Genomic DNA, 18,840 nt, shown 5'->3' on the forward strand with positions numbered 1-18,840 from the left:
CTAGGTTTTCGACATTTGTAGCAATGTATTCGGGGACCCAAGGATGCGGATCGGGAAGCTCTTCGCGCTGTCGATGCTGACGGTGACGGTTTTTGCAGTCATCCTCGGCGCCGAGGTGCTGATACCCCAGGCGCGCATCTTCACGAACCGCTCCGATGCGATCAAGACGGTTGACGCTTTTGGTGCGACCCTGATGGTCAGCCAGCAAGTCGCCGGTCTTCGTGCCCCCTACATTGGACCGATCTTCCAGGAGGTCGCTGCGACGCAGGCCCAGATCGATGCTGCCGCGAAGGCCGCAAAAGCCGCCGAAACCGCCTTCGAGAGCGCAAGGCGGGCCATCATGGTGCTGGATGACGGCGGAGCGATTGCGGAGCATCTCGACCGTGCCGCGCGGCGGCTGAAGGAGATCAACGCTGCGGCAGATCGCGCGATGAGTGTTCCGCTGGCGGCGCGCGACAGCGCCGCGATCAAGGGTTTCCTGCCCGGTGTTGCCGAGGTGCTCGGCAATATCGAGCCGGTCATGAACCGGCTCGAGGCGAAGGTCGTCAATGCCGATTCCTCGCTTGCGGCGCTGCTGAGCCTGGCACGGACGGCGCAGGATCTGCGCGTCTCGGCCGGCAGCCGCGCCGCCACGCTGTCGCCGGCGCTGAGCGTACGCCGGCCGCTCACCGCGGCCGAGTTCTCGCTGATGGATCGCATGCAGGGGCGTGTCGAGGCCGACCGCGAGCGCATCGAGGCCGGTATCGACCAGCTCGGAAGCCCGCCCCGCATCGCCACCGCGCTGAAGGCGGCGACGGACTCCTATTTCGGCAAAGCCGCGCTCGTCGTGGATAAGGAAATGCCGGCGGCCCGTAGCGACGGCAAGTACGGCGTCAACGCCGAAGAGTTGGCCGGTGTTATCGTGCCGGCCATCCAGATGTTCTACGGCGTGCGCGACGCCGCGCTGGCCGAAGCGGCCGAGCGCGCCGCGGCCGCGCGCGATGGCGCGCTGGCGATGCTCGCGCTTGCGGGCGTGGCGGTGCTGGCACTGCTCGGGACGCTCGGTGGCGTGACCATGATGCTGCGCAGCCGCGTGGTAACGCCGCTTAGCCGGCTCGCGGACGTTATCGGCACGCTCGCCGCCGGACAGCATGAGGTCGAGATCCCCGCGACGGGCCGCAACGACGAGATCGGCCAGGTGGCGGGCTCGCTGCGGCACTTCAAGGATTCGCTCGCGACCAAGAAGGCCGCCGACGAGGCGGCCGCGGTCGAAGCCGAGGCGAAGCTCCGTCGCAGCCAGCGGATGGACCAGATCGCGCGCGACTTCGAAGCGATGATCGGCGACGTCATCAACACCGTGGCGTCGGCATCCTCGGAGCTGGAGGCCTCGGCGGGAACGCTGACGAGCACGGCCGATCAATCGGAAAAGGTCACTGCGACCGTCGCGGCAGCGTCCGAGCAGGCTTCCACCAACGTGCAGACCGTTGCCGCGGCGGCGGAGGAAATGGCCTCGTCGGTCGACGAGATCAGCCGGCAGGTCCAGGACTCCGCGCGCGTCGCCGGCGAAGCGGTGCAGCAGGCCGGGCGGACCAACGATCACGTCGGCGAGCTGGCCAAGGCCGCCGGCCGGATCGGGGATGTCGTCGAGCTCATCAGCCAGATCGCGGGCCAGACCAATCTCCTGGCGCTGAACGCCACCATCGAGGCGGCCCGCGCCGGCGAGGCCGGCCGCGGCTTTGCCGTCGTCGCCTCCGAGGTCAAGGCGCTGGCCGAGCAGACCGCCAAGGCCACCGGCGAGATCAGCCAGCAGATTGCGGGAATCCAGACGGCGACGGAGGATTCTGTCGGCGCCATCAAGTCGATCGGCGACACCATCACCCGCATGTCCGAGATCGCGTCCGCGATCGCCTCGGCGGTCGAGGAGCAGGGCGCGGCGACGCGGGAGATTTCCCGCAACGTGCAACAGGCGGCCCGCGGCACCCAGCAGGTCTCCGCCAGCATCGTCGACGTGCAGCGCGGCGCGAGCCAGACCGGATCGGCATCCTCGAATGTGCTCGCGGCAGCCAGATCGCTGTCGGGCGAGAGCAGCCGCCTCAAGGTCGAGGTCGGAAAGTTCCTGGACGCGATCCGGGCCGCGTAGAAAATCGAACTCCTCTCCCCGCTGGGGTCGCAATCGTATTTGCAGAGCGACGTCCCTTTGGCCCATCCTTCGAGACGCCCGCTTCGCGGGCTCCTCAGGATGAGGACGGAGTGCGCGGCCACAGTTTCGACGGGCACCAATGCTTAGCCTCATCCTGAGGAGCCCGCGAAGCGGGCGTCTCGAAGGACGAGGCGCGCGCGCTCAGAACTCGCCGTGGAGCCGGCCGGAGAACACCGACACCGGGCCACGATCCGCGTTGTAGGCGGGATTGACGATGAGCTGATAGTCGGCGGTGAAGGTCAGCGCCTTGTTCAGCGCGTAGGCGTAATAGGTCTCCAGCACGCGTTCGCGGCGGTAGTTGAGCTGGCCGTCGCCGATCAGCGGACCGAGACCGCCGGCGGCGATGAAGTCGCGATGGTCCTGCGAGAGGCCGTTGATGGCGCCGGCGATGGCGACGACGTCGTCGGGCCGGCCCCATTTCGTTCCCTTCACCGAGACGCCGCCGGACAGGCTGCGGTCGATGTCGGTGAAGGCCATGATCTCGTTGCGGCCGTCGTTCCAGCTCCAGCGGCCGAACACGCCGATATCGTCGGTGATGGCCTGTTCGACGTTGAACGCGTAGCCGTATTTGAGGCGGCCGCGGCGGGTCTGGCTGATGTCGACGCCGAACGCGGGATTGTCCAGCGTCTCGCGATAGCTGCCGGAGAAGGCGCTGTTGACGAAGCCGAGCGTGCGCAGCTTGCCGGGCAGGCCGAACAGCGAGTAGCGCGTCTCGAGCTCCATGACATATTCGCCACGACGGCCGACGTTCATGTCGAAATTGTTCGAGTTGGAGACGGCATCGATCAGGAAGTAGCCGGCGCGCAGCGCCCATTGCTTCTGGTTCAATTCGGCGGTCGCGCCGTAGCCGAGGCCGAGCTTGTCGGCGGCGTAGTCGAAAGCGCCGGACGCCCAGATCGACCAGTTCATGAAGTCCTTGCGCGGATCGTGCGCATAGGAATTGCCGTCGAACACGTCGACCACGGAAAACTTGCCGACCTGCAAGGTGAGGCGCGAGACGTCAACCTTGCTCGCGAGCTGAAGCTGCCCGCTGGCAAGCTCCTCCTGCTCGCCGCCGAAGCCGAAGGTCTGGCGCACGAACAGGCGAGAGGCGTTGAAGTGCGGATAGGGGAAGCCGGACTTCTGCGCTTCGCCGTTGGGAAAGCCCGCAGCGCCCGTCGTGTTGTTGAAGCCGAAGCCCTGCAGCAGCTCGGGATTGAAATAGACCTCGCCGCCGTCCCACAGCCGCGCATTCAGATAGAGCGAGTTGCTCCAGGTCTGCTGGAAATCCGGCGACGGGAGCAGGCTGTTCGTTCCGGTATAGGGCGCGTGGAACGCGGGGTAGCCCTGCCCCAGCACGGTCGACTGGCCGTGAATCTCCCAGCGACTGGACTCGGTGTCGGTGACGTCGGACTTCGGGTTGTAGGTCGGCACGCCCGGCCAGTCGATCTTGCGATTGAGGCCGATGCGCAGGCTCTGGAAATCCATCGACGACGAATATTGCGCGCCGGACGGGAAGGTGACGTTGGCGTTGTCGAACTTGCTGTAGAGATATTCGAGCCGCGCGCTCCAGTGCGGCGCGAAGGCATATTCGACGCCGCCGCCGGCGGTCCAGCCGAACCGCGTGTGCAACACCTTCTCCTCAGTGCCGCCGGTCGGCGTCGACAGGAAACGCTCGCCGGTGAAGGCCGCGCCGCCGGTCGCGTAGAACAGCCAGTTGCCGCTGGTGTAGCCGAGCCGTGCGCGCAGGCTCGCGACATAGTCCCAGCGCTCCTCCGCGCTCGACAGAACGGTCGCCGCCGACGACACGACGTGGTTGGACGGCAGATAGTTCGGAAACGAGATGTCGCCCTCGACGCCGAGCAGGAGCCCCGAATTGAGGCGCCAGTTGTAGCCCGCCTGCACGCCGCCGGTCGCGCCGGTAAACACATGGTCGTCGGTCGCGAGCGTCGGATCGATCAGTGTCGCCGACGACGTGCCGCGGGTGACGCCGACATGCGCGCCGATGTAGAGGCCGGTCCAGTCATAGACGGTCTTCAGCGCCGGTGCCTTCAGCGGCAGATCGGCCGCGCGGCTCGCGGCGGGCAAAACCATCACGCCCGAGGCGATTGCCGCGGCCGTCCGCAAATACCTGTAACGGTGACCTCTCAACGTCAAAACGCACGCCCCCAATACGCGAATGTGTCCTATCAGCCGCAGCCGACATCCCTGCCGATTCGCGACGATCCTGTCACCAGGTTCCGGTTGCTCGCATGATCGGCCGAGATGATCTCGATCCGACGCGATTTCTTCCCAAGTCCCCGTGTCTGCTGCAAACCTTATTGCGATTAATTCGCAATAGCAACTGAAGCGGATTGCCGCAGGTGATGGTTCGCACCGCTGTGTGACGTGACTGCAACAAATTCTCAGGCCCAAAACAGTTGACCCCGCCCGGGGGGACAGCCGGGCGGGGTCGGGGCACGACACGGGGTGGATGAGGCGCCCGTGTCGGACGCAGGATCCACGTGAGATCGGCCTCAGGTACTCAAATCAGTAGCAGCTGCGAACGCGGCCAACGTACTGGCCGAAGGCGTTGTACTGGGCGACTCAGCCGCAGCGGTGATAGCCGTAGTAATAGGGGTCATTGCTGGCGGCGATCGCGGAGCCGACCACAGCGGCGGTGGCGATGCCGGCACCCACACCCCAGACCCAGCCGGGCTGCTTGGCTTCGGCCGAGGAGGTGGTGGACACGATGCTGCCGGTGACGGCGAGGGCAGCGAGAGCTGCGGCGGCAATCTTGGTCTTGATCGACATGTGAAACTCCATCCGGGTTGAGGCGGTCCGTTGTGGCCCGCGTGCCCAGTTGGACGGAGGCTCTGCGCGTCCGGTTCGAAGACGGCGGATGCGCCCCCCGGGTGAGGTCCTTTCCTCAATGATTCCAGGAGGATGTTGGCCTAGCCGAGAGGGCCCTTGGCGAGCCTGTTCACGTCGAAGTTATCGACTTCGGTGAGCAGCTCGCAGAAGGCGCGCGCACCCTGATCCAACAATTGCGCGCCTTTCTCAGGTACGGCCAGCGTCGCATTGCCGATGGCGCCGCTGGCGTTCAGATCCTGCGCCTGCCAGGCAAATGGCGCGGGCCGCTGCGTCGACAGCCAACGATACTGCGTCTCCATCGCGACGCTGCTCGCGGAAAAATCCGCGATCGCATCCGCGCGCACCTGGTCGGGATAGCGCGCCAGCATGATCGAGGTCTCGATCGCGCCGCCATGAATGCCGTGGCGCACCTCCTCGGCCGGGAACAGCTTGTCGGCGCCCGACAGGCGCGACCACGACGTCGTCACCACGAACAGCTTGTGATGCGCGCGCAGATCCTGCGCGACCAGCATCATGGCCGCGCTGTTGCCACCATGGCTGGTGATGATGACGAGCTTCTTCACCCCGCGCCGCGCGACCTCCTCGCCGATCGCGGTCCACCTTTTCAGCGCCACGTCGGTCGGCAGCGTCTGCGTGCCCGGATAGTCGATATGCTCGGTGGAAATTCCGACCGGTTCAACGGGAAGGAAACTGACCGGAATGGTCGCGGGCAAAAGCTCGCGCACGCGCGCCAGATAGGCGTCCGCGATCAGCACGTCGGTTGCAAGCGGCAGGTGCGGGCCGTGCTGCTCGGTCGCCGCCAGCGGCAGCACCGCGATCCAGCGCGATGTCTCCGCAGGGACGGCGTCGGCCCAACGGATCTCGGTCCAGTCGCGGGACGGCATCATCAAGGTTTCTTTGCCCGAATTTGTCACGTAATTTGGCGTATGAGGGGACGCGGGCCTGGCCGGCTCGCGTCCCCGAACTCATGCGGTTTTATCGCGTTGCTTTCACATGGGCCAGAAGCGATTGGGCCAGAAGCGATCGACGGAGTGCCATTATGACCCTCTCTCATCTGCGGCGAGCGTTAACGGCGGGCTTGATGGCCGCTCTTGTCTCGGTCGTCCCGGCGCGCGCCGAGACCCTGGACAAAGTCACCTTCGGCACCAACTGGGTCGCCGAGGCCGAGCATGGCGGCTTCTTCCAGGCGGTCGCCGACGGCACCTATAAGAAATACGGGCTCGACGTCACCATCGTCCCCGGCGGTCCCAACGAGAACAACCGGATGCTGCTGATCGCCGGCAAGATCGATTTCTTCATGGCCGCGAACACGTTGATGTCGTTCGATGCGGTCGCCAACAACGTTCCCGTCGTGACCATCGCCGCGGTGTTCCAGAAGGATCCGCAGGTGATGCTGACGCAGCCGGACGCCAAAGTCGCCAAGATCGAGGACCTCAAGCCGCTGACCCTGTTCGTCTCCAAGGAGGGCATGAGCAGCTACTTCCAGTGGCTCAAGTCCGAATACGGCTTCAACGAGAAGAACGTCCGGCCCTACAATTTCAATCCGCAGCCCTTCATCGCCAATCCCAAGAGCGCGATGCAGGGCTACGTCACCTCCGAGCCCTTCGCGGTCGAGAAGGCCGCCGGCTTCAAGCCGAACGTGCTGCTGCTCGCCGATTACGGCTTCAATACCTATTCGACCCTGATCGAGACCCGCCGCGACATCGCCGAGAAGAAGCCCGATCTGGTGCAGCGCTTCGTCGATGCCTCCATGATCGGCTGGTACAACTATATCTACGGCGATAATTCCGCCGGCAATGCCATGATCAAGAAGCTCAACCCTGAGATGACCGACGATCTGCTTGCCTATTCCGTCGCCAGGATGAAGGAATACGGCATCGTCGATTCCGGCGAGTCGTTGAAGAACGGCATCGGCGCCATGAGCGACGAGCGCTACACCTCCTTCTTCAACAAGATGGTGAAGGCGGGCGTGGTGAAGCCGGATCTCGACTTCCGCAAGTCCTATACGCTGCGCTTCGTCAACAAGGGCGTCGGCGTCGAGCTGCGCCCGAGCAAGCCGTAACGCAAGGTCCATGTCACCAGTCAAAACCTCGTCCACCGTCGAGGCCAGCCTGACGGCGCTCGCCGTCAGCCTGCGCGGCGTGACGAAGGTCTATGACAACGGCGTCATGGCGCTCGGGCCGCTCGATCTCGCCGTGCGCAAGGGCGAGTTCATCTCGCTGCTGGGGCCGTCCGGCTGCGGCAAGTCGACCGCGCTGCGGCTGATCGCAGAGCTCAGCGCGCCGTCGTCCGGCATCGTGCGGATGGCGCGTCACGCGGGACCTGCACAGCCGGGGCACGGCATCGGCTTCGTCTTTCAGGAGCCCACCCTGATGCCCTGGACCAGCGTGCGCGAGAACGTGCGGCTGCCGTTGAAGCTCGCGGGCGTGGCGAAGGCGGAGGCGCGCGGGCGCGCCGACGAAGCGCTGGAGAGCGTCGGGCTTGCCGATTTCGCCGACGCCTATCCGCGCGAGCTGTCCGGCGGCATGAAGATGCGGGTCTCGCTGGCGCGCGCGCTCGTCACCGATCCCGATATCCTCCTGATGGATGAGCCGTTCGCGGCGCTCGACGAGATCACGCGCTTCCGCCTCAACAACGACCTGCTCGCGCTGTGGCGCAGCCTGCGCAAGACCGTCATCTTCGTCACCCATTCGGTGTTCGAATCCGTCTATCTGTCGCAGCGCGTGGTGGTCATGACGGCGCGGCCCGGCCGGATCCAGGCCGACATCCGCATCGAGACGGTCGAGCCGCGCGGAGAGGAGTTTCGCACCTCGGCCGCCTATTCGGACTATTGCCGGAAGGTGTCGGCCGCGCTGGCGCCGTCTTATTCGGGGCAACCGGTGCTATGAGCGCGCAGCCCTCCGTCACCGCCAGTCCGTCCGGCGCGCACCGCGCGGTGCGCTTCGTGCTTCCCGTCATCGTGCTTGCGGCCGGGCTTCTCGCCTGGGAACTCGTGGTCCGCATCAGGGAGATCCCGCCTTACGTGCTGCCCGCGCCCTCCGTGATCTTCCTGACGCTGATCAAGGACTGGGCCGTGCTGTCACAATCGCTCGCCACCACGCTTCTGACCACGCTTGAAGGATTTGTGGCAGCGAGCGTCGGCGGTATCGCGCTGGCGCTGCTGTTCAACCAGTCGAAATGGGTGGAATATTCGCTATTCCCCTACGCCGTCGCCCTCCAGGTGACGCCTGTTATCGCGATTGCACCGCTGCTCCTGATCTATCTGGAGCAGCAGACCGCGGTCGTCGTCTGCGCCTTCATCGTCGCCTTCTTCCCGGTGCTCTCCAACACCACGCTCGGGCTCAATTCGGTCGACCGCAATCTGGCCGGCCTGTTCCAGCTCTATGGCGCCTCGCCACCACAAACCCTGCGCTTCCTGAAGCTGCCGGCGGCGCTGCCCTATATCCTCGGCGGCCTGCGCATCGCCGGAGGGCTGTCGCTGATCGGCGCTGTCGTGGCCGAGATCGCGGCCGGAACGGCCGGCGCCGGCTCTGGGCTCGCCTACAGGATCGCCGAGTCAGGCTACCGATTGAATATACCCCGCATGTTCGCCGCGCTGCTGCTGTTGTCGCTGGCCGGGATTGTCATCTATGGGGTGCTGGCGCTAGTTTCCCACCTCGTTTTACGGCGCTGGCACGAAAGCGCCCTTGGAAAGGAAAACTGATGACCGCCGGTTCGATTTCGTCCGAAAAGATCGACCTTCTGATCTATGGGCCGGTGCGGCCGATCCTCGAGAACGGGTTTTCCGATCATTTCGTCGTGCACAAGGCCGAGACACGAGGCGACCTCGAGCGGCTGACACCCGCGATCCGCGAAAAGATCCGCGGCGTGGCCGTGACCTATCACACGGTGCGTGCCGACAGGGACTCGCTGTCGCAATTGCCCAAGATCGAGATGGTGGCGAGCTTCGGCGTCGGCTACGACCACGTCGACGCCAAATACGCGGCCGAGCACAACATCATCGTCACCAACACGCCCGACGTGCTGACCGAGGAGGTCGCCGACGTCGCGATGGGCCTGCTGATCTCCACCGTGCGCGAATTCATCAAGGCCGACCGCTACGTCCGTTCCGGCCTCTGGCAGACGCAGAACTATCCGCTCAGCGTCGGCTCCTTGCGCGACCGCAAGGTCGGCATCGTCGGCATGGGCCGGATCGGCCAGGCCATCGCGCGCCGGCTCGATGCCTCGCTGGTGCCGGTGGTCTACCACTCCCGCAACCCGTCCAAGGACGTCTCCTACAAGCACTACCCTGACTTGATCGAGATGGCGAAGGCGGTGGATACCTTGATGGTGATCGTGCCCGGCGGCGCCAGCACCAACAAGATGATCAATGCCGAGGTGCTCAAGGCGCTCGGCCCGCGCGGCGTGTTGATCAATGTCGCGCGCGGCTCCGTGGTCGACGAGCCGGCGCTGGTGCAGGCGCTGAAATCCGGCACCATCCTGGCCGCCGGCCTCGACGTGTTCGCAGCGGAGCCGAGCGTGCCGGACGAGCTCAAGAGCATGCAGAACGTCGTGCTGCTGCCGCATATCGGCTCGGCCTCGGTGGTGACGCGCAACGCGATGGATCAGCTCGTCGTCGACAACCTCAAGGCCTGGTTCGCCGGCAAGGCGCCGTTGACCCCGGTTGCGGAAACGCCGTTCAAGGGGCGCTGATGACCATTCTTCGGGTCGCTGCATTGGCCATCGCGGCATGTGTCGCCGCGGTCGGCCCTGCCTTGGCGCAGGATGCGACGAGCCTGAAGAAGACGATGCCCGGGCAATGGGAGCTCTCGACCACCGAGCGCAGCAAGACCTGCGTGGTCACCATGAAGAGCGACGCCGCGGGCCAGGGCTTCAAGCTGGAGCTGGAGCCGGCCTGCAAGACCGCGCTGCCCTTCACCAAGGACATCGTAGCCTGGAGCGTCAGGGGTCTCGACATCGTTCGCTTGCAGGATGCGACCGGTGAAGCGGTGATCGACTTCACCGAGGTCGAGGCCGGCATCTTCGAGGGGCTGCGGCAGGGCGAAGGTGTCTACATCCTGCAGGACCTCGCCGCCGCCCGTTCGATGGCCAAGTCGATGGACCAGATGATCGGCGACTGGTCGATGGTGCGCGGCAACGGCCAGCCGGTCTGCGGGCTGACGCTGACCAATACCGAGGCGGGGCCGGACAATTTCCAGGTCTTCCTGAAGCCGAAATGCGATGCGGGCATCGCGCAGTTCAATCCGACGCAATGGCGGCTCGAACGCGGCCAGATCATCCTGATGTCGAAATCAGGCGATGTCTGGCAGTTCGAGGCCGACGACAACGCGCAGTGGCGGCGCGTTCCCGATACCGCTGATCCCCTGATCATGCTGCGGCAATAATTTCTCCCGGCCAATAATTTCTCTCGGGGATGTCGATTTAGCCGAGGCTCAATCGTCACATCCATAGCGAGCCGGTTTGCGGCCGGAGCGGTCGCTGCTCGCGCCAAGGGAGTTTTTCATGCGCTTCATGTACATCGTCACCTCCAGCCAGCCGATGGCGGGCCCGACCCCGGCACTGATGGAGGCGATGCAGAAAATATCAGAGCGGGAGATCAAGGCCGGTCGAATGCTCGACACCGGCGGCCTGATGCCGCTTGCGACCGGCGCACGGGTGAAGATCGTCGACGGCGAGCTCAGCGTCATCGACGGCCCCTTCGTCGAGGCCAAGGAAGTGATCGGCGGCTACGCCATTTTCGAGCTGCGCGACAAGGCGGAAGCCCTGGCCATGGCGAAGGAATTCATGCAGTTGCATCTCGATCACATGCCGGGATGGGACGGTACCTGCGAATTGCGGGCATTCGCGACGCCGGGCGTCGACACGGCGTGCGAGATCGACGCGCATTCCAGGGTCGCCGCCCACGCCTGATGAACACCACCGTTCGTCTTAGAGCGTTTTCAAGCGAAGTGGATACCGGTTCGCGTAAAGAAAACGCGTCAAGACAAGAATCCAGAGCCCCGTTCCGATTCCGTCGGAACGGAAAGGGCTCTGGTCGGCGGCGATGACGGCCGCCGACATCGATCGCGCGATCCGCGCCGCGATTCACGCAGCTTGGCGCGTCGTGCAGCCGCGGCTGATCGCGACGCTGTCGCGCATGCTGCGGGACGTCACGCTCGCGGAAGAATTGACCCAGGACGCTCTCGTCGCCGCGCTGGAGGCCTGGCCGCTGAGCGGGGTGCCGGACAATCCCGGTGCGTGGCTGGTTGCGACGGCGAAGCGCCGTGCGCTCGATCATCTGCGCCGGGCGAAAATGCTCACCCGCAAGCAGGACCTGCTGACGCACGAGCTGATGCAGGAACAGGACGCGATGCCCGATTTCGACACCGCCCTCGACGACGACATCGGTGACGAATGGCTGCGGCTGATCTTCACGGCCTGCCACCCGCTGCTGCCGCGGCAGGCCCGCGCGGCACTGGCGTTGCGCATGATCTGCGGCCTGACCACTGACGAGATCGCGCGCGCCTTCCTGGTCACGGAGGCAACCATCGCCCAACGCATCGTCCGCGCCAAGCGCACGCTTTCGCGGTCGGGCCTCACCTACGAAACGCCTGGCGGCGAGGCGCTTTCCGAGCGTCTGGCCTCGGTGCTCGAGGTCGTCTATCTCATCTTCAACGAGGGCTATTCGGCCTCTCGCGGCGAGGAGTGGCTGCGGCCGCAGCTCTGTGACGAGGCCCTACGCATGGGACGGGTGCTGGTCGGGCTCGCGCCGCTCGAGCCCGAGGTGCACGGTCTCATGGCGCTGATGGACCTGAATGCCGCGCGGATGCATGCCCGCACCGACCGCGATGGCGAGCCCATCCTGCTCATGGACCAGGATCGCGGGCTGTGGGATCGGCTCCAGATCACGCGCGGCCTTCGGGCGCTGAACCGCGCGCGCGAGCTCGGCGGAGCCGGCCGGTTCTACACGCTGCAGGCCGCAATCGTCGCGTGTCACGCCACCGCGGAGACGGCCGCAAGCACCGACTGGCGACGCATCGCGGAGCTCTATGGCCAGCTTGCGACGCTGGTGCGCTCGCCCGTAATCGAACTCAACCGCGCGGTCGCGCTCGGCATGGCCGAAGGGCCGCAGGCCGGGCTCGATCTCGTCGAGCTGATCGCCGACGAGCCGGCGCTCAGGACCTATCACCATCTTCAGGCCGTGCGCGGCGACCTTCTGCACAGGCTCGGCCGCTTCGCCGAGGCACGGCTATCGTTCGAGACCGCCGCCCGTCTTGCAACCAATGCGCGCGAGCGCGGGTTGATGGAACGACGTGCGGCAGACATTGCCGATGCCGGCGGCATGGCTTGAGGCGCGCTGAAACGGCTGCGCGGTTGTGGTTAGGTCGTCGGCTCTACGTCGTCGGCTTTACGTCGTAGCCTTGGGCGGCGGCGCGGTGCCCTGCGCCCACTTCTCCAGCTTGCCGAGCACGCCCCAGGCCGTGAGCGCCAGCGAGATCGGCATCGCGAACTGGCCGAGGCCCGGCACGGCCGACACGATCGTTCCGAGCAATCCGGCAATGCCGCCCGCATTGGGGCTTGCCGTCACCGACGACAGCAGCGCGGTGAGCACCGAGCCGCCGATGCCGAGCGCGGTCTTCTTGCCGTCGAGCAGCTTGCCGATGGTCTCGCCGAGCGCGCCGTTGACCTGGCCGAGCACGGGCTTGCCGTCCTTGTTGAGCAAGGTGCTGAGCAGGTCGACGACCTGCTTCAGCTGATCGACGGGGGCGGGATTGGTCGGGGTGACCGGTCCTGGCATGGGCGCCGTCTTGTTGATGAGGGAAAAGAGCCGTTCGAACAGGCTGATCGGGTCGTTGGTGGCGGGCAGCGTGTTGCCCGGCGTCGTCGTCCCCGGCGTTGCGCCGCCGGCCGACGGTCGCAGCAACTGCGCGAGGTCCTCCAGCCGCTTCAGGGCCTGGGACAGATCGCCGGCCTGCCCGGCGGTGCCCGACTGCGTCGCGCGCGTGATGGCGGCGACCGTGGCCCCGTCGAGAAGGCCGGTATCCCTCAGGCCGTTCTGCTGCTGAAACTGCGAGACCGCAGCCTTGGTCTTCGGTCCGCTGATGCCGTCCTCTGCAAGCGGCGGGTTGGCGCCGAGCTTGTTGAGCGCTTGCTGCATCAGAACGACCGTCGAGGCGATGTCGTCCTCGGGCTCGGTGCGGCCCACGAATTGCGTGCTGCCGTCGATGGCGATCGAGGAATCGAGCGACATCATCGCATGCAGGATCACCGCGGTGCCGAGCTGGGAATCGACGTGGTTCGAGTCGAACACGTGGTCGCGGACGAATTTGCCGGCCCTTGCCTCGGGCGGGCCGTACAGTGTCGAGCCGCCATAGAGATAGGGCGAATTGCAGCCCTTGGCGTGATAGCCGAAGCCGTTGAACGCCTCGAGGCGGTACAGAATCCGCGCGATACCCCAGTCGTGAGCGCCAACGAAATTCTCGATTCTGAACGCGTCCACGGCGCCGTCCACGAAGGTGGCAAACGGGCCGCGCCCTTTCGGAACGATGGTCGTCGCGCGATGGATCGTCTCGCCGTTGCCGAGATAGGTGTCGAAATCGAAGTTGGATTCGCGATAGTGGCAGAGCGCGGCAAAATGCCAGGGCACGCCGGTCAACCGCTCGATCTGCTGATAGGTCGCCTTGCCGTTGAGGGCCTTGCGTGCGACCGCATTGGCTTCGGCGAGGCGTGAGGGCCTGACCTCGAGACTGGCCCAATTCCGCTCGTATTCGTCTTTCAAACTCTCGAATGACAACATTTCCCGCTCCCGCAAATGGATGAACGATCGAGTCGCCGTGCATGTCAAAGTGAGCCAGGCGCCGTAATCAGGGCGCGACGCCGGCGTAATCTGCGTGAATGTGACAGGTCGCCGGCCCGGCGTGTGTGAAATGGGTTACAGCCTGAGCGGGAAAATCGACGGCAGGGCTGCGGTCGGAGGTCGCAAGGCGGATGCGGCTTGCGAACGCGGGTCACCGCGAATCCCGGAACCCGCGGCGGCGTCCGCCCGTTAGCAGCGCACACGGTCAGGAGGCTTGCTCAGGAGGCTTGCATGGCCAAGCGCGTCCTCGCGATCGGCATCGAACCCGGGGTTGCGGACTACAGCACATTCCCGCAGCTCACGCCGGAGCTCGTGCGCAACTATATCGAGACCCAGCTGCTGCGCCTGCGCGGTCTCGGTTACGAGGTCACGAGCTGCCTGATCGATCTCGACGCGGCTGCGGAAGCGGCGGTGACGGCGGCGTTGCGCGACGAGAGCTTCGACTGCATCGTGATCGGCGCGGGCCTGCGCGAGCCGAAGCAGCGCCTGCTGCTGTTCGAGAATGTGCTCAACCTCGTCCACCGCCTGGCGCCCAATGCGGCGATCTGCTTCAACACCACGCCCGCCGACACCGCCGAGGCCGTGCAGCGCTGGATCGAGCCCTGACACGGAGATGGCCGGCATGTGCACCGCACCCGGCACGGTCTGAGCTGCCGCCATCGCAGAGCCCCCGGCGCCATCGCGGCGCGTGCCAGGTGGCCGCGCCGGCTATTTTTCTGGCCCAAATCCGCTTCCGGCGCTATGACACAGCTCACCACAGGGGAGGTCGAGCATGCTTCGAGGTCTTCGCATTGGAAGTTTTGGGATCGCTGCGTGTCTGACGGTTGCGATGGCGATGCCGGTGCATGAGGCGGCGGCCCAGGACGCCGTCGGCGGCGCAATCATCGGCGGAGTCGGCGGGGCGATCCTCGGCGGCGCGATCGGTGGAGGCCGCGGTGCCGCAATCGGGGCCGTCGTCGGTGCCGGCACGGGTGCCGCGATCGCTTCCGAGGGCGAGCGCCGCCGCTCCGGTTAGTACGCCTATCAGCGCGGCTGCTACATGCAGCGCCCCGACGGCCGCTACGTCCCGGTCGATCCCCGATATTGCTATTGATCGTTCAGCCTCCGGCGTCGCGGGGTTGACGGCGGCCGGCGGTTGACTTGGCGGGGAGGGGTGAGCATCGGCCGCGGGCCGCCATCCCGGGGTGGTGGATCGCATGACTATCCGATCTCGCATGTGCCGGCTTCTGATCGCCGTCATCGCAGCGGGCGAGCTCGTCGGAGCCGGGTCCGCCCGTGCACAACAGACTCCAGCCGACGAACCCGCGTTTACGGCTTTCGTGGCCGAGCGCATCCGCGCCGAGATTCGTGACACCCCTGTCGTGATCAAGGGGCCGCTGACGCTTTCGATCGGCCCTCTGCAAGCCAACCTCGATCGCATCTACGCCTTCTGCAAGACCAACACGGGCGCCTGCAGCAAGGAGATCGGCACCTATGTCAGCGGCGTCGTGGCAACGACAAGCAATCGGAATGATCCTCCAACCAGAGCAGCGCTGCGCGTGGTCGTGCGCTCGGCCGATTACATGCGGCAGGCGCTTCGGGAGGTCGATGCGCGCGGTCCGGCCCTGACGCGGCCCCTGGCAGAGGGGCTGGTGATCGTCCCGGTGCTGGATTCGCCGCGGACGATACGGGTGTTCAATGACAAGGATCGTGCTGCGCTCGGCCTGACGCCGGACCAGGTCTTCGACATCGCCATCGCCAATCTGCGCAGCAGCATGAAGCCGCTCGCGACCGCCGCAAAGGCGGTCCCATCAGGACAATTCGGTACGCTGAAGGGAGACTACTATCAGACCAGCCGGCTTGCGCTGATCGACAGCTGGGCGCCGCTCGCGCAGGCCCAGGGTGGCGTCCTGATCGTGGCGGCGCCGTCGGCCGATCTCGTGCTCTATGCAAGCGAAGACAGCGGCGCCGCGCTCGACGCGCTGCGGACGCTCGCCAGGAACGTCATGGCGCGCGCGCCGAAGCCGCTTTCCGCCGCGCTGCTGCGCTGGACGCCGAAGGGCTGGCAACTGGTTCGGTGAGATGGCCTGAGAGCCATGCGGCCGATTCAGCGGCAGGCACTGATAAGATAGGCGGGACTTCCTCTCAATCCGCCGCCACGATTTGGAGCCCTGGATCAACCGCATCCCGCGCAGGCTGGCGTGGCCACTTCTGCCGACGATGATGTGGTCGTGCACGGCGATGCCGAGCGACCTGGCGATGTGTGGCGGGCCGGCGAGGTATCCACGCTTGCCTCATACGGCGTAACGCCGGTAGAGCACGACGATCATAGCGAGCACCGTCCCGGCATAAATGATCTGCGCTACGTGATCCGAAACAACAGCGACGCGCTTTCGGCCCGCGTCCCGAAGTTTTTCATGTCTGTAGCCCGCCAACATCGCCATCAGGCATAGTACGAAGAAGATGTAGAACATCTCTTCGACCACCACCGTGTATCCGACATCGCCGATCTGACTGTTTACCGCTACGAGCAGCACCGCGCTCGCCAGGATCGAGGTCACTGGGATCGTCACGCGTTCACGAAACATGGTTTCGGGAAAGAACAGCGTGGCGAATACGACGAGCACGAGCAGAAACAGCGGCAGTAGGTTCTTCAGCATGTAGATGGCGGAGCTGCGGCGCAGCATGATGGCCGCATCGAAGCCCGCGAATTCCGTCCTTGCCTCGGCACCAAACAAAGGCGCCTTTCCGAGCGTCGATCCGCTGGACAGGGATTCGACGAAATAGTTCAGCCCGAGAAATCGCCAGAGCGGAAGTCCGGAATAGGCCCCGTCCTCGGCCCGCGAGCTTCCGTCGTCGGCGAGGCGCAAGCCGAACCGATCGATGACATAGGTGACGAGTTCCCGCCGCTGTTCCGTGTTCTGAAAAAGTAGATGCAATTGCTGCGTGTCGAATGGATAATCATGGAGATCGAAATGGGCCTTGAAATCGCCGTTGATGCGATAGAGCCGGTAGCTCAGGCCATCTTCGTGTCCAGCCTGAACCGGTCGAGCTGGATCGAACGCCCCGCGATCCAGCAATGCCGGGAATTCGACGTGCGTCTGCGCCTCATCGTCGCCAGCGAATCGCATCCAGAGATAGAAGTCGACGTTGAACGAATTTTGCTTCACGTCGATCCGGCTGACGCGAATGATGTCGATGCCGGTATAAACGACGCGCTGAATCCAGTAGCGCCGATCCTCGAACGCGATGACATGGCCCTTCTCCTGTTCCGCGGCGAGATCGATTCCATCAGGCTGATCGATGCGCACGAGTTGCTGCGGCGCCGTGACGAACCGACCGTAATGGAAGAAACCCATTCGGATCGGGCGCGGAATGTCGCGGTTCGCGTTGAAATAGAGCCGCCCCGTCAGCCCGACGACCGCCGATTTCGGACTGTCGATCGCGGCCAGTGCGGCGCGCACCCGGTCGCGATCCGCAAGCTTGCTGTCGGATCGTTTCTGAATCCCCTGCCCCATAAACCGGTGATGTACGGCAGCTCGTTTCAGCGCATCGATCATCAGGCGCGCGGCGTCATACGCGCCGCCGGCAACCCAGCTTGGCGAGGTTCCCGCTTTCGCCTTGTAGTCGACGGCAAAGGCCTGCGCCGCCACGCCTGCGCTGTCGAACATCAGCGATGAAGCGGCATACAGATTCTCGCTGAAGAAACCCGGATGCGATTTTTCCTCGGGCTCGTTGGCGAAATTCTGCAAATAGCTTTCGCGGGCCGCGCCTTGGGATGCGATGATCGTTCCCTTGATGCCGTGGCGGCGCAGCGCCTTGACGATGTCTGGGCTAAAATCGGGTGCCGCGCCGACAACGATAACGCCGGGTCCGGGCTCCTGCGCGGCAGCGGCTAGCGTCCCATCCATCGATCCGATCTGACCGGCTGCGACGTCCAGTCCGAACACGTGCAACTGCTCCGCCGGATAGGCCGCGGCAAACCCATGCTCAAAATTATTGCCGTAGGAATCGCGCGTGTGAACAAGACGGACTTTTGGCTCCTTCATCACGGCGCGCAGATGTTCCGCGATCGAGCGCGCCTGCGCGGAGACCGGCGCCAACGCACGAAAATAGTAATCATTGGTGGATGTCAGATCGTCGGCAGCCGCGCTTCCCGTGAGCGCCGGAATCCGCGCATCCTTATATAACGGCGCGGCCGCGAGCGACGCGGAGCTGAGATAATGGCCGAGCACAGCGACGCATGGGCTGTCGGCGATCGCCTGCGCGTTCGCGCGCGCCACGGCTGGATCGCTTGCGTCGTCGAACAGAACGAGTTCAATTAGCCGTCCGTTGACGCCACCCTTGGCGTTCACCTCGTCGATTGCAAGCTGCGTCGCGACCAGGCTTTCCGTCCCGGCCGGGGCCGACGGTCCAGAAAGCGAATTGGCGAACGCGATGCGAATAGGCTCCGGGCGGGTCCACAGGATGGCGGCCCAGGCGACGGCGAGCACCAGGGCGACGCCCGCAACAACGGCAAGCCACATTATAAGCCGCTGCTTCATCGTCGATCCTCGCATCGATCGGCATAAGCCGAGATTCTCCAGATCGAGGCCTCAATCAGGCCGAGATTGCCGCCGCTGAGAGCGTTTTTCAAGCCCGCCCCATCGTCACCGGCAAGATCTACGACCACTCAAGGCGGATGAAGGAAAGTGCGTGGTGCCGGAAGTCCGGGCCGTCGGCCGTGGCCTCGGTCATTCACATACCCGGCCTGACACCGCGCGCATTCGCCGGACCGCTCGGAACGGCTTTCGTTCTGGCCGTGGAGCGCGGCCGATGAGGCGTTTGATTGAACGGACCTCAATGAAGCGTTCCGCCACTTCTCTGATGGGCCAGAAGCGGACATTGATTGGCCTTCCGCGTTCTCCGCAAAGCGGAGTAGGCTACGCCTACTGCCGTCCGTGCCCAATTGTTGCGGAGGGACTGCCATGAAACTTCGCCGCCGAAATTTTCTGCATCTCGCCGCGGGGGCCGG

15 protein-coding genes and 1 pseudogene are annotated in these 18,840 nt (G+C 65.1%); 11 read left to right on the forward strand and 5 right to left on the reverse strand.

Annotated elements, in window-relative coordinates:
- Positions 1–43 precede the first annotated feature (43 nt).
- A complete protein-coding gene (locus tag ACFLEY_RS03330; RefSeq protein WP_060909989.1) occupies positions 44–2,119 on the forward strand; it encodes a methyl-accepting chemotaxis protein in 2,076 nt (691 codons plus the stop codon).
- Between the two features lie 201 nt (positions 2,120–2,320).
- Here the strand turns inward: ACFLEY_RS03330 and ACFLEY_RS03335 are convergent, their stop codons facing one another.
- The 3 genes from ACFLEY_RS03335 to ACFLEY_RS03345 form a co-directional block, all read right to left on the reverse strand.
- Positions 2,321–4,252 carry a carbohydrate porin gene (locus ACFLEY_RS03335; RefSeq protein ID WP_060912842.1) on the reverse strand — a complete coding sequence of 644 codons (1,932 nt, stop codon included), beginning with the start codon at positions 4,250–4,252 and terminating at the stop codon, positions 2,321–2,323.
- A 492-nt stretch (positions 4,253–4,744) separates the two neighbouring features.
- On the reverse strand, positions 4,745–4,951 hold the full coding sequence (locus ACFLEY_RS03340) for a hypothetical protein (protein ID WP_060909990.1): 207 nt from the start codon (positions 4,949–4,951) through the stop codon (positions 4,745–4,747).
- A 140-nt stretch (positions 4,952–5,091) separates the two neighbouring features.
- Positions 5,092–5,898, reverse strand: a complete 807-nt coding sequence (locus tag ACFLEY_RS03345) for a creatininase family protein (protein WP_060909991.1) — start codon at positions 5,896–5,898, stop codon at positions 5,092–5,094.
- A 152-nt stretch (positions 5,899–6,050) separates the two neighbouring features.
- On the opposite strand from ACFLEY_RS03345, the gene ACFLEY_RS03350 reads away from it, so the two are divergent.
- From ACFLEY_RS03350 to ACFLEY_RS03380, 7 genes are all read left to right on the forward strand, one after another.
- On the forward strand, positions 6,051–7,073 hold the full coding sequence (locus tag ACFLEY_RS03350; protein WP_011082923.1) for an ABC transporter substrate-binding protein: 1,023 nt from the start codon (positions 6,051–6,053) through the stop codon (positions 7,071–7,073).
- 10 nt (positions 7,074–7,083) lie between these two features.
- A complete protein-coding gene (locus ACFLEY_RS03355) occupies positions 7,084–7,899 on the forward strand; it encodes an ABC transporter ATP-binding protein (RefSeq protein ID WP_060909992.1) in 816 nt (271 codons plus the stop codon).
- The gene (locus ACFLEY_RS03360; RefSeq protein ID WP_211433805.1) at positions 7,896–8,714 is read left to right on the forward strand and encodes an ABC transporter permease; all 819 of its coding nucleotides are present in this window, start codon (positions 7,896–7,898) and stop codon (positions 8,712–8,714) included. The genes ACFLEY_RS03355 and ACFLEY_RS03360 overlap by 4 nt, the downstream gene beginning before the upstream one ends.
- Positions 8,714–9,703, forward strand: coding sequence for a 2-hydroxyacid dehydrogenase (locus ACFLEY_RS03365; protein ID WP_011082920.1), 990 nt, complete (start codon positions 8,714–8,716; stop codon positions 9,701–9,703). The genes ACFLEY_RS03360 and ACFLEY_RS03365 overlap by 1 nt, the downstream gene beginning before the upstream one ends.
- The gene (locus tag ACFLEY_RS03370; protein WP_011082919.1) at positions 9,703–10,395 is read left to right on the forward strand and encodes an AprI/Inh family metalloprotease inhibitor; all 693 of its coding nucleotides are present in this window, start codon (positions 9,703–9,705) and stop codon (positions 10,393–10,395) included. The genes ACFLEY_RS03365 and ACFLEY_RS03370 overlap by 1 nt, the downstream gene beginning before the upstream one ends.
- Positions 10,396–10,513: 118 nt before the next feature.
- Complete coding sequence (locus ACFLEY_RS03375; protein WP_060912843.1) at positions 10,514–10,921, forward strand: YciI family protein; 408 nt, start codon at positions 10,514–10,516, stop codon at positions 10,919–10,921.
- Positions 10,922–11,054: 133 nt separating this feature from the next.
- Entirely contained in the window at positions 11,055–12,341 is a 1,287-nt protein-coding gene (locus ACFLEY_RS03380; protein ID WP_060909993.1) for an RNA polymerase sigma factor, read from the forward strand.
- Positions 12,342–12,398: 57 nt separating this feature from the next.
- Here the strand turns inward: ACFLEY_RS03380 and ACFLEY_RS03385 are convergent, their stop codons facing one another.
- Positions 12,399–13,787, reverse strand: a complete 1,389-nt coding sequence (locus tag ACFLEY_RS03385; RefSeq protein ID WP_060909994.1) for a peptidoglycan-binding protein — start codon at positions 13,785–13,787, stop codon at positions 12,399–12,401.
- A 291-nt stretch (positions 13,788–14,078) separates the two neighbouring features.
- On the opposite strand from ACFLEY_RS03385, the gene ACFLEY_RS03390 reads away from it, so the two are divergent.
- The 3 genes and pseudogenes from ACFLEY_RS03390 to ACFLEY_RS03400 all read left to right on the forward strand — a co-directional run bounded on the left by ACFLEY_RS03390 (position 14,079) and on the right by ACFLEY_RS03400 (position 15,907).
- Positions 14,079–14,453, forward strand: a complete 375-nt coding sequence (locus ACFLEY_RS03390) for a hypothetical protein (protein ID WP_060909995.1) — start codon at positions 14,079–14,081, stop codon at positions 14,451–14,453.
- Between the two features lie 166 nt (positions 14,454–14,619).
- A pseudogene (locus ACFLEY_RS03395) lies at positions 14,620–14,940 on the forward strand (YMGG-like glycine zipper-containing protein).
- 103 nt (positions 14,941–15,043) lie between these two features.
- A complete protein-coding gene (locus ACFLEY_RS03400; protein WP_249163037.1) occupies positions 15,044–15,907 on the forward strand; it encodes a hypothetical protein in 864 nt (287 codons plus the stop codon).
- A 213-nt stretch (positions 15,908–16,120) separates the two neighbouring features.
- On the opposite strand, the gene ACFLEY_RS03405 is transcribed toward ACFLEY_RS03400, so the two are convergent.
- Entirely contained in the window at positions 16,121–18,370 is a 2,250-nt protein-coding gene (locus tag ACFLEY_RS03405) for an ABC transporter substrate-binding protein (protein WP_060909997.1), read from the reverse strand.
- Positions 18,371–18,840 lie beyond the last annotated feature (470 nt).

Origin of the sequence: Bradyrhizobium sp. YCK136, assembly GCF_044570075.1 — a bacterium.
Lineage (GTDB): Bacteria > Pseudomonadota > Alphaproteobacteria > Rhizobiales > Xanthobacteraceae > Bradyrhizobium > Bradyrhizobium diazoefficiens.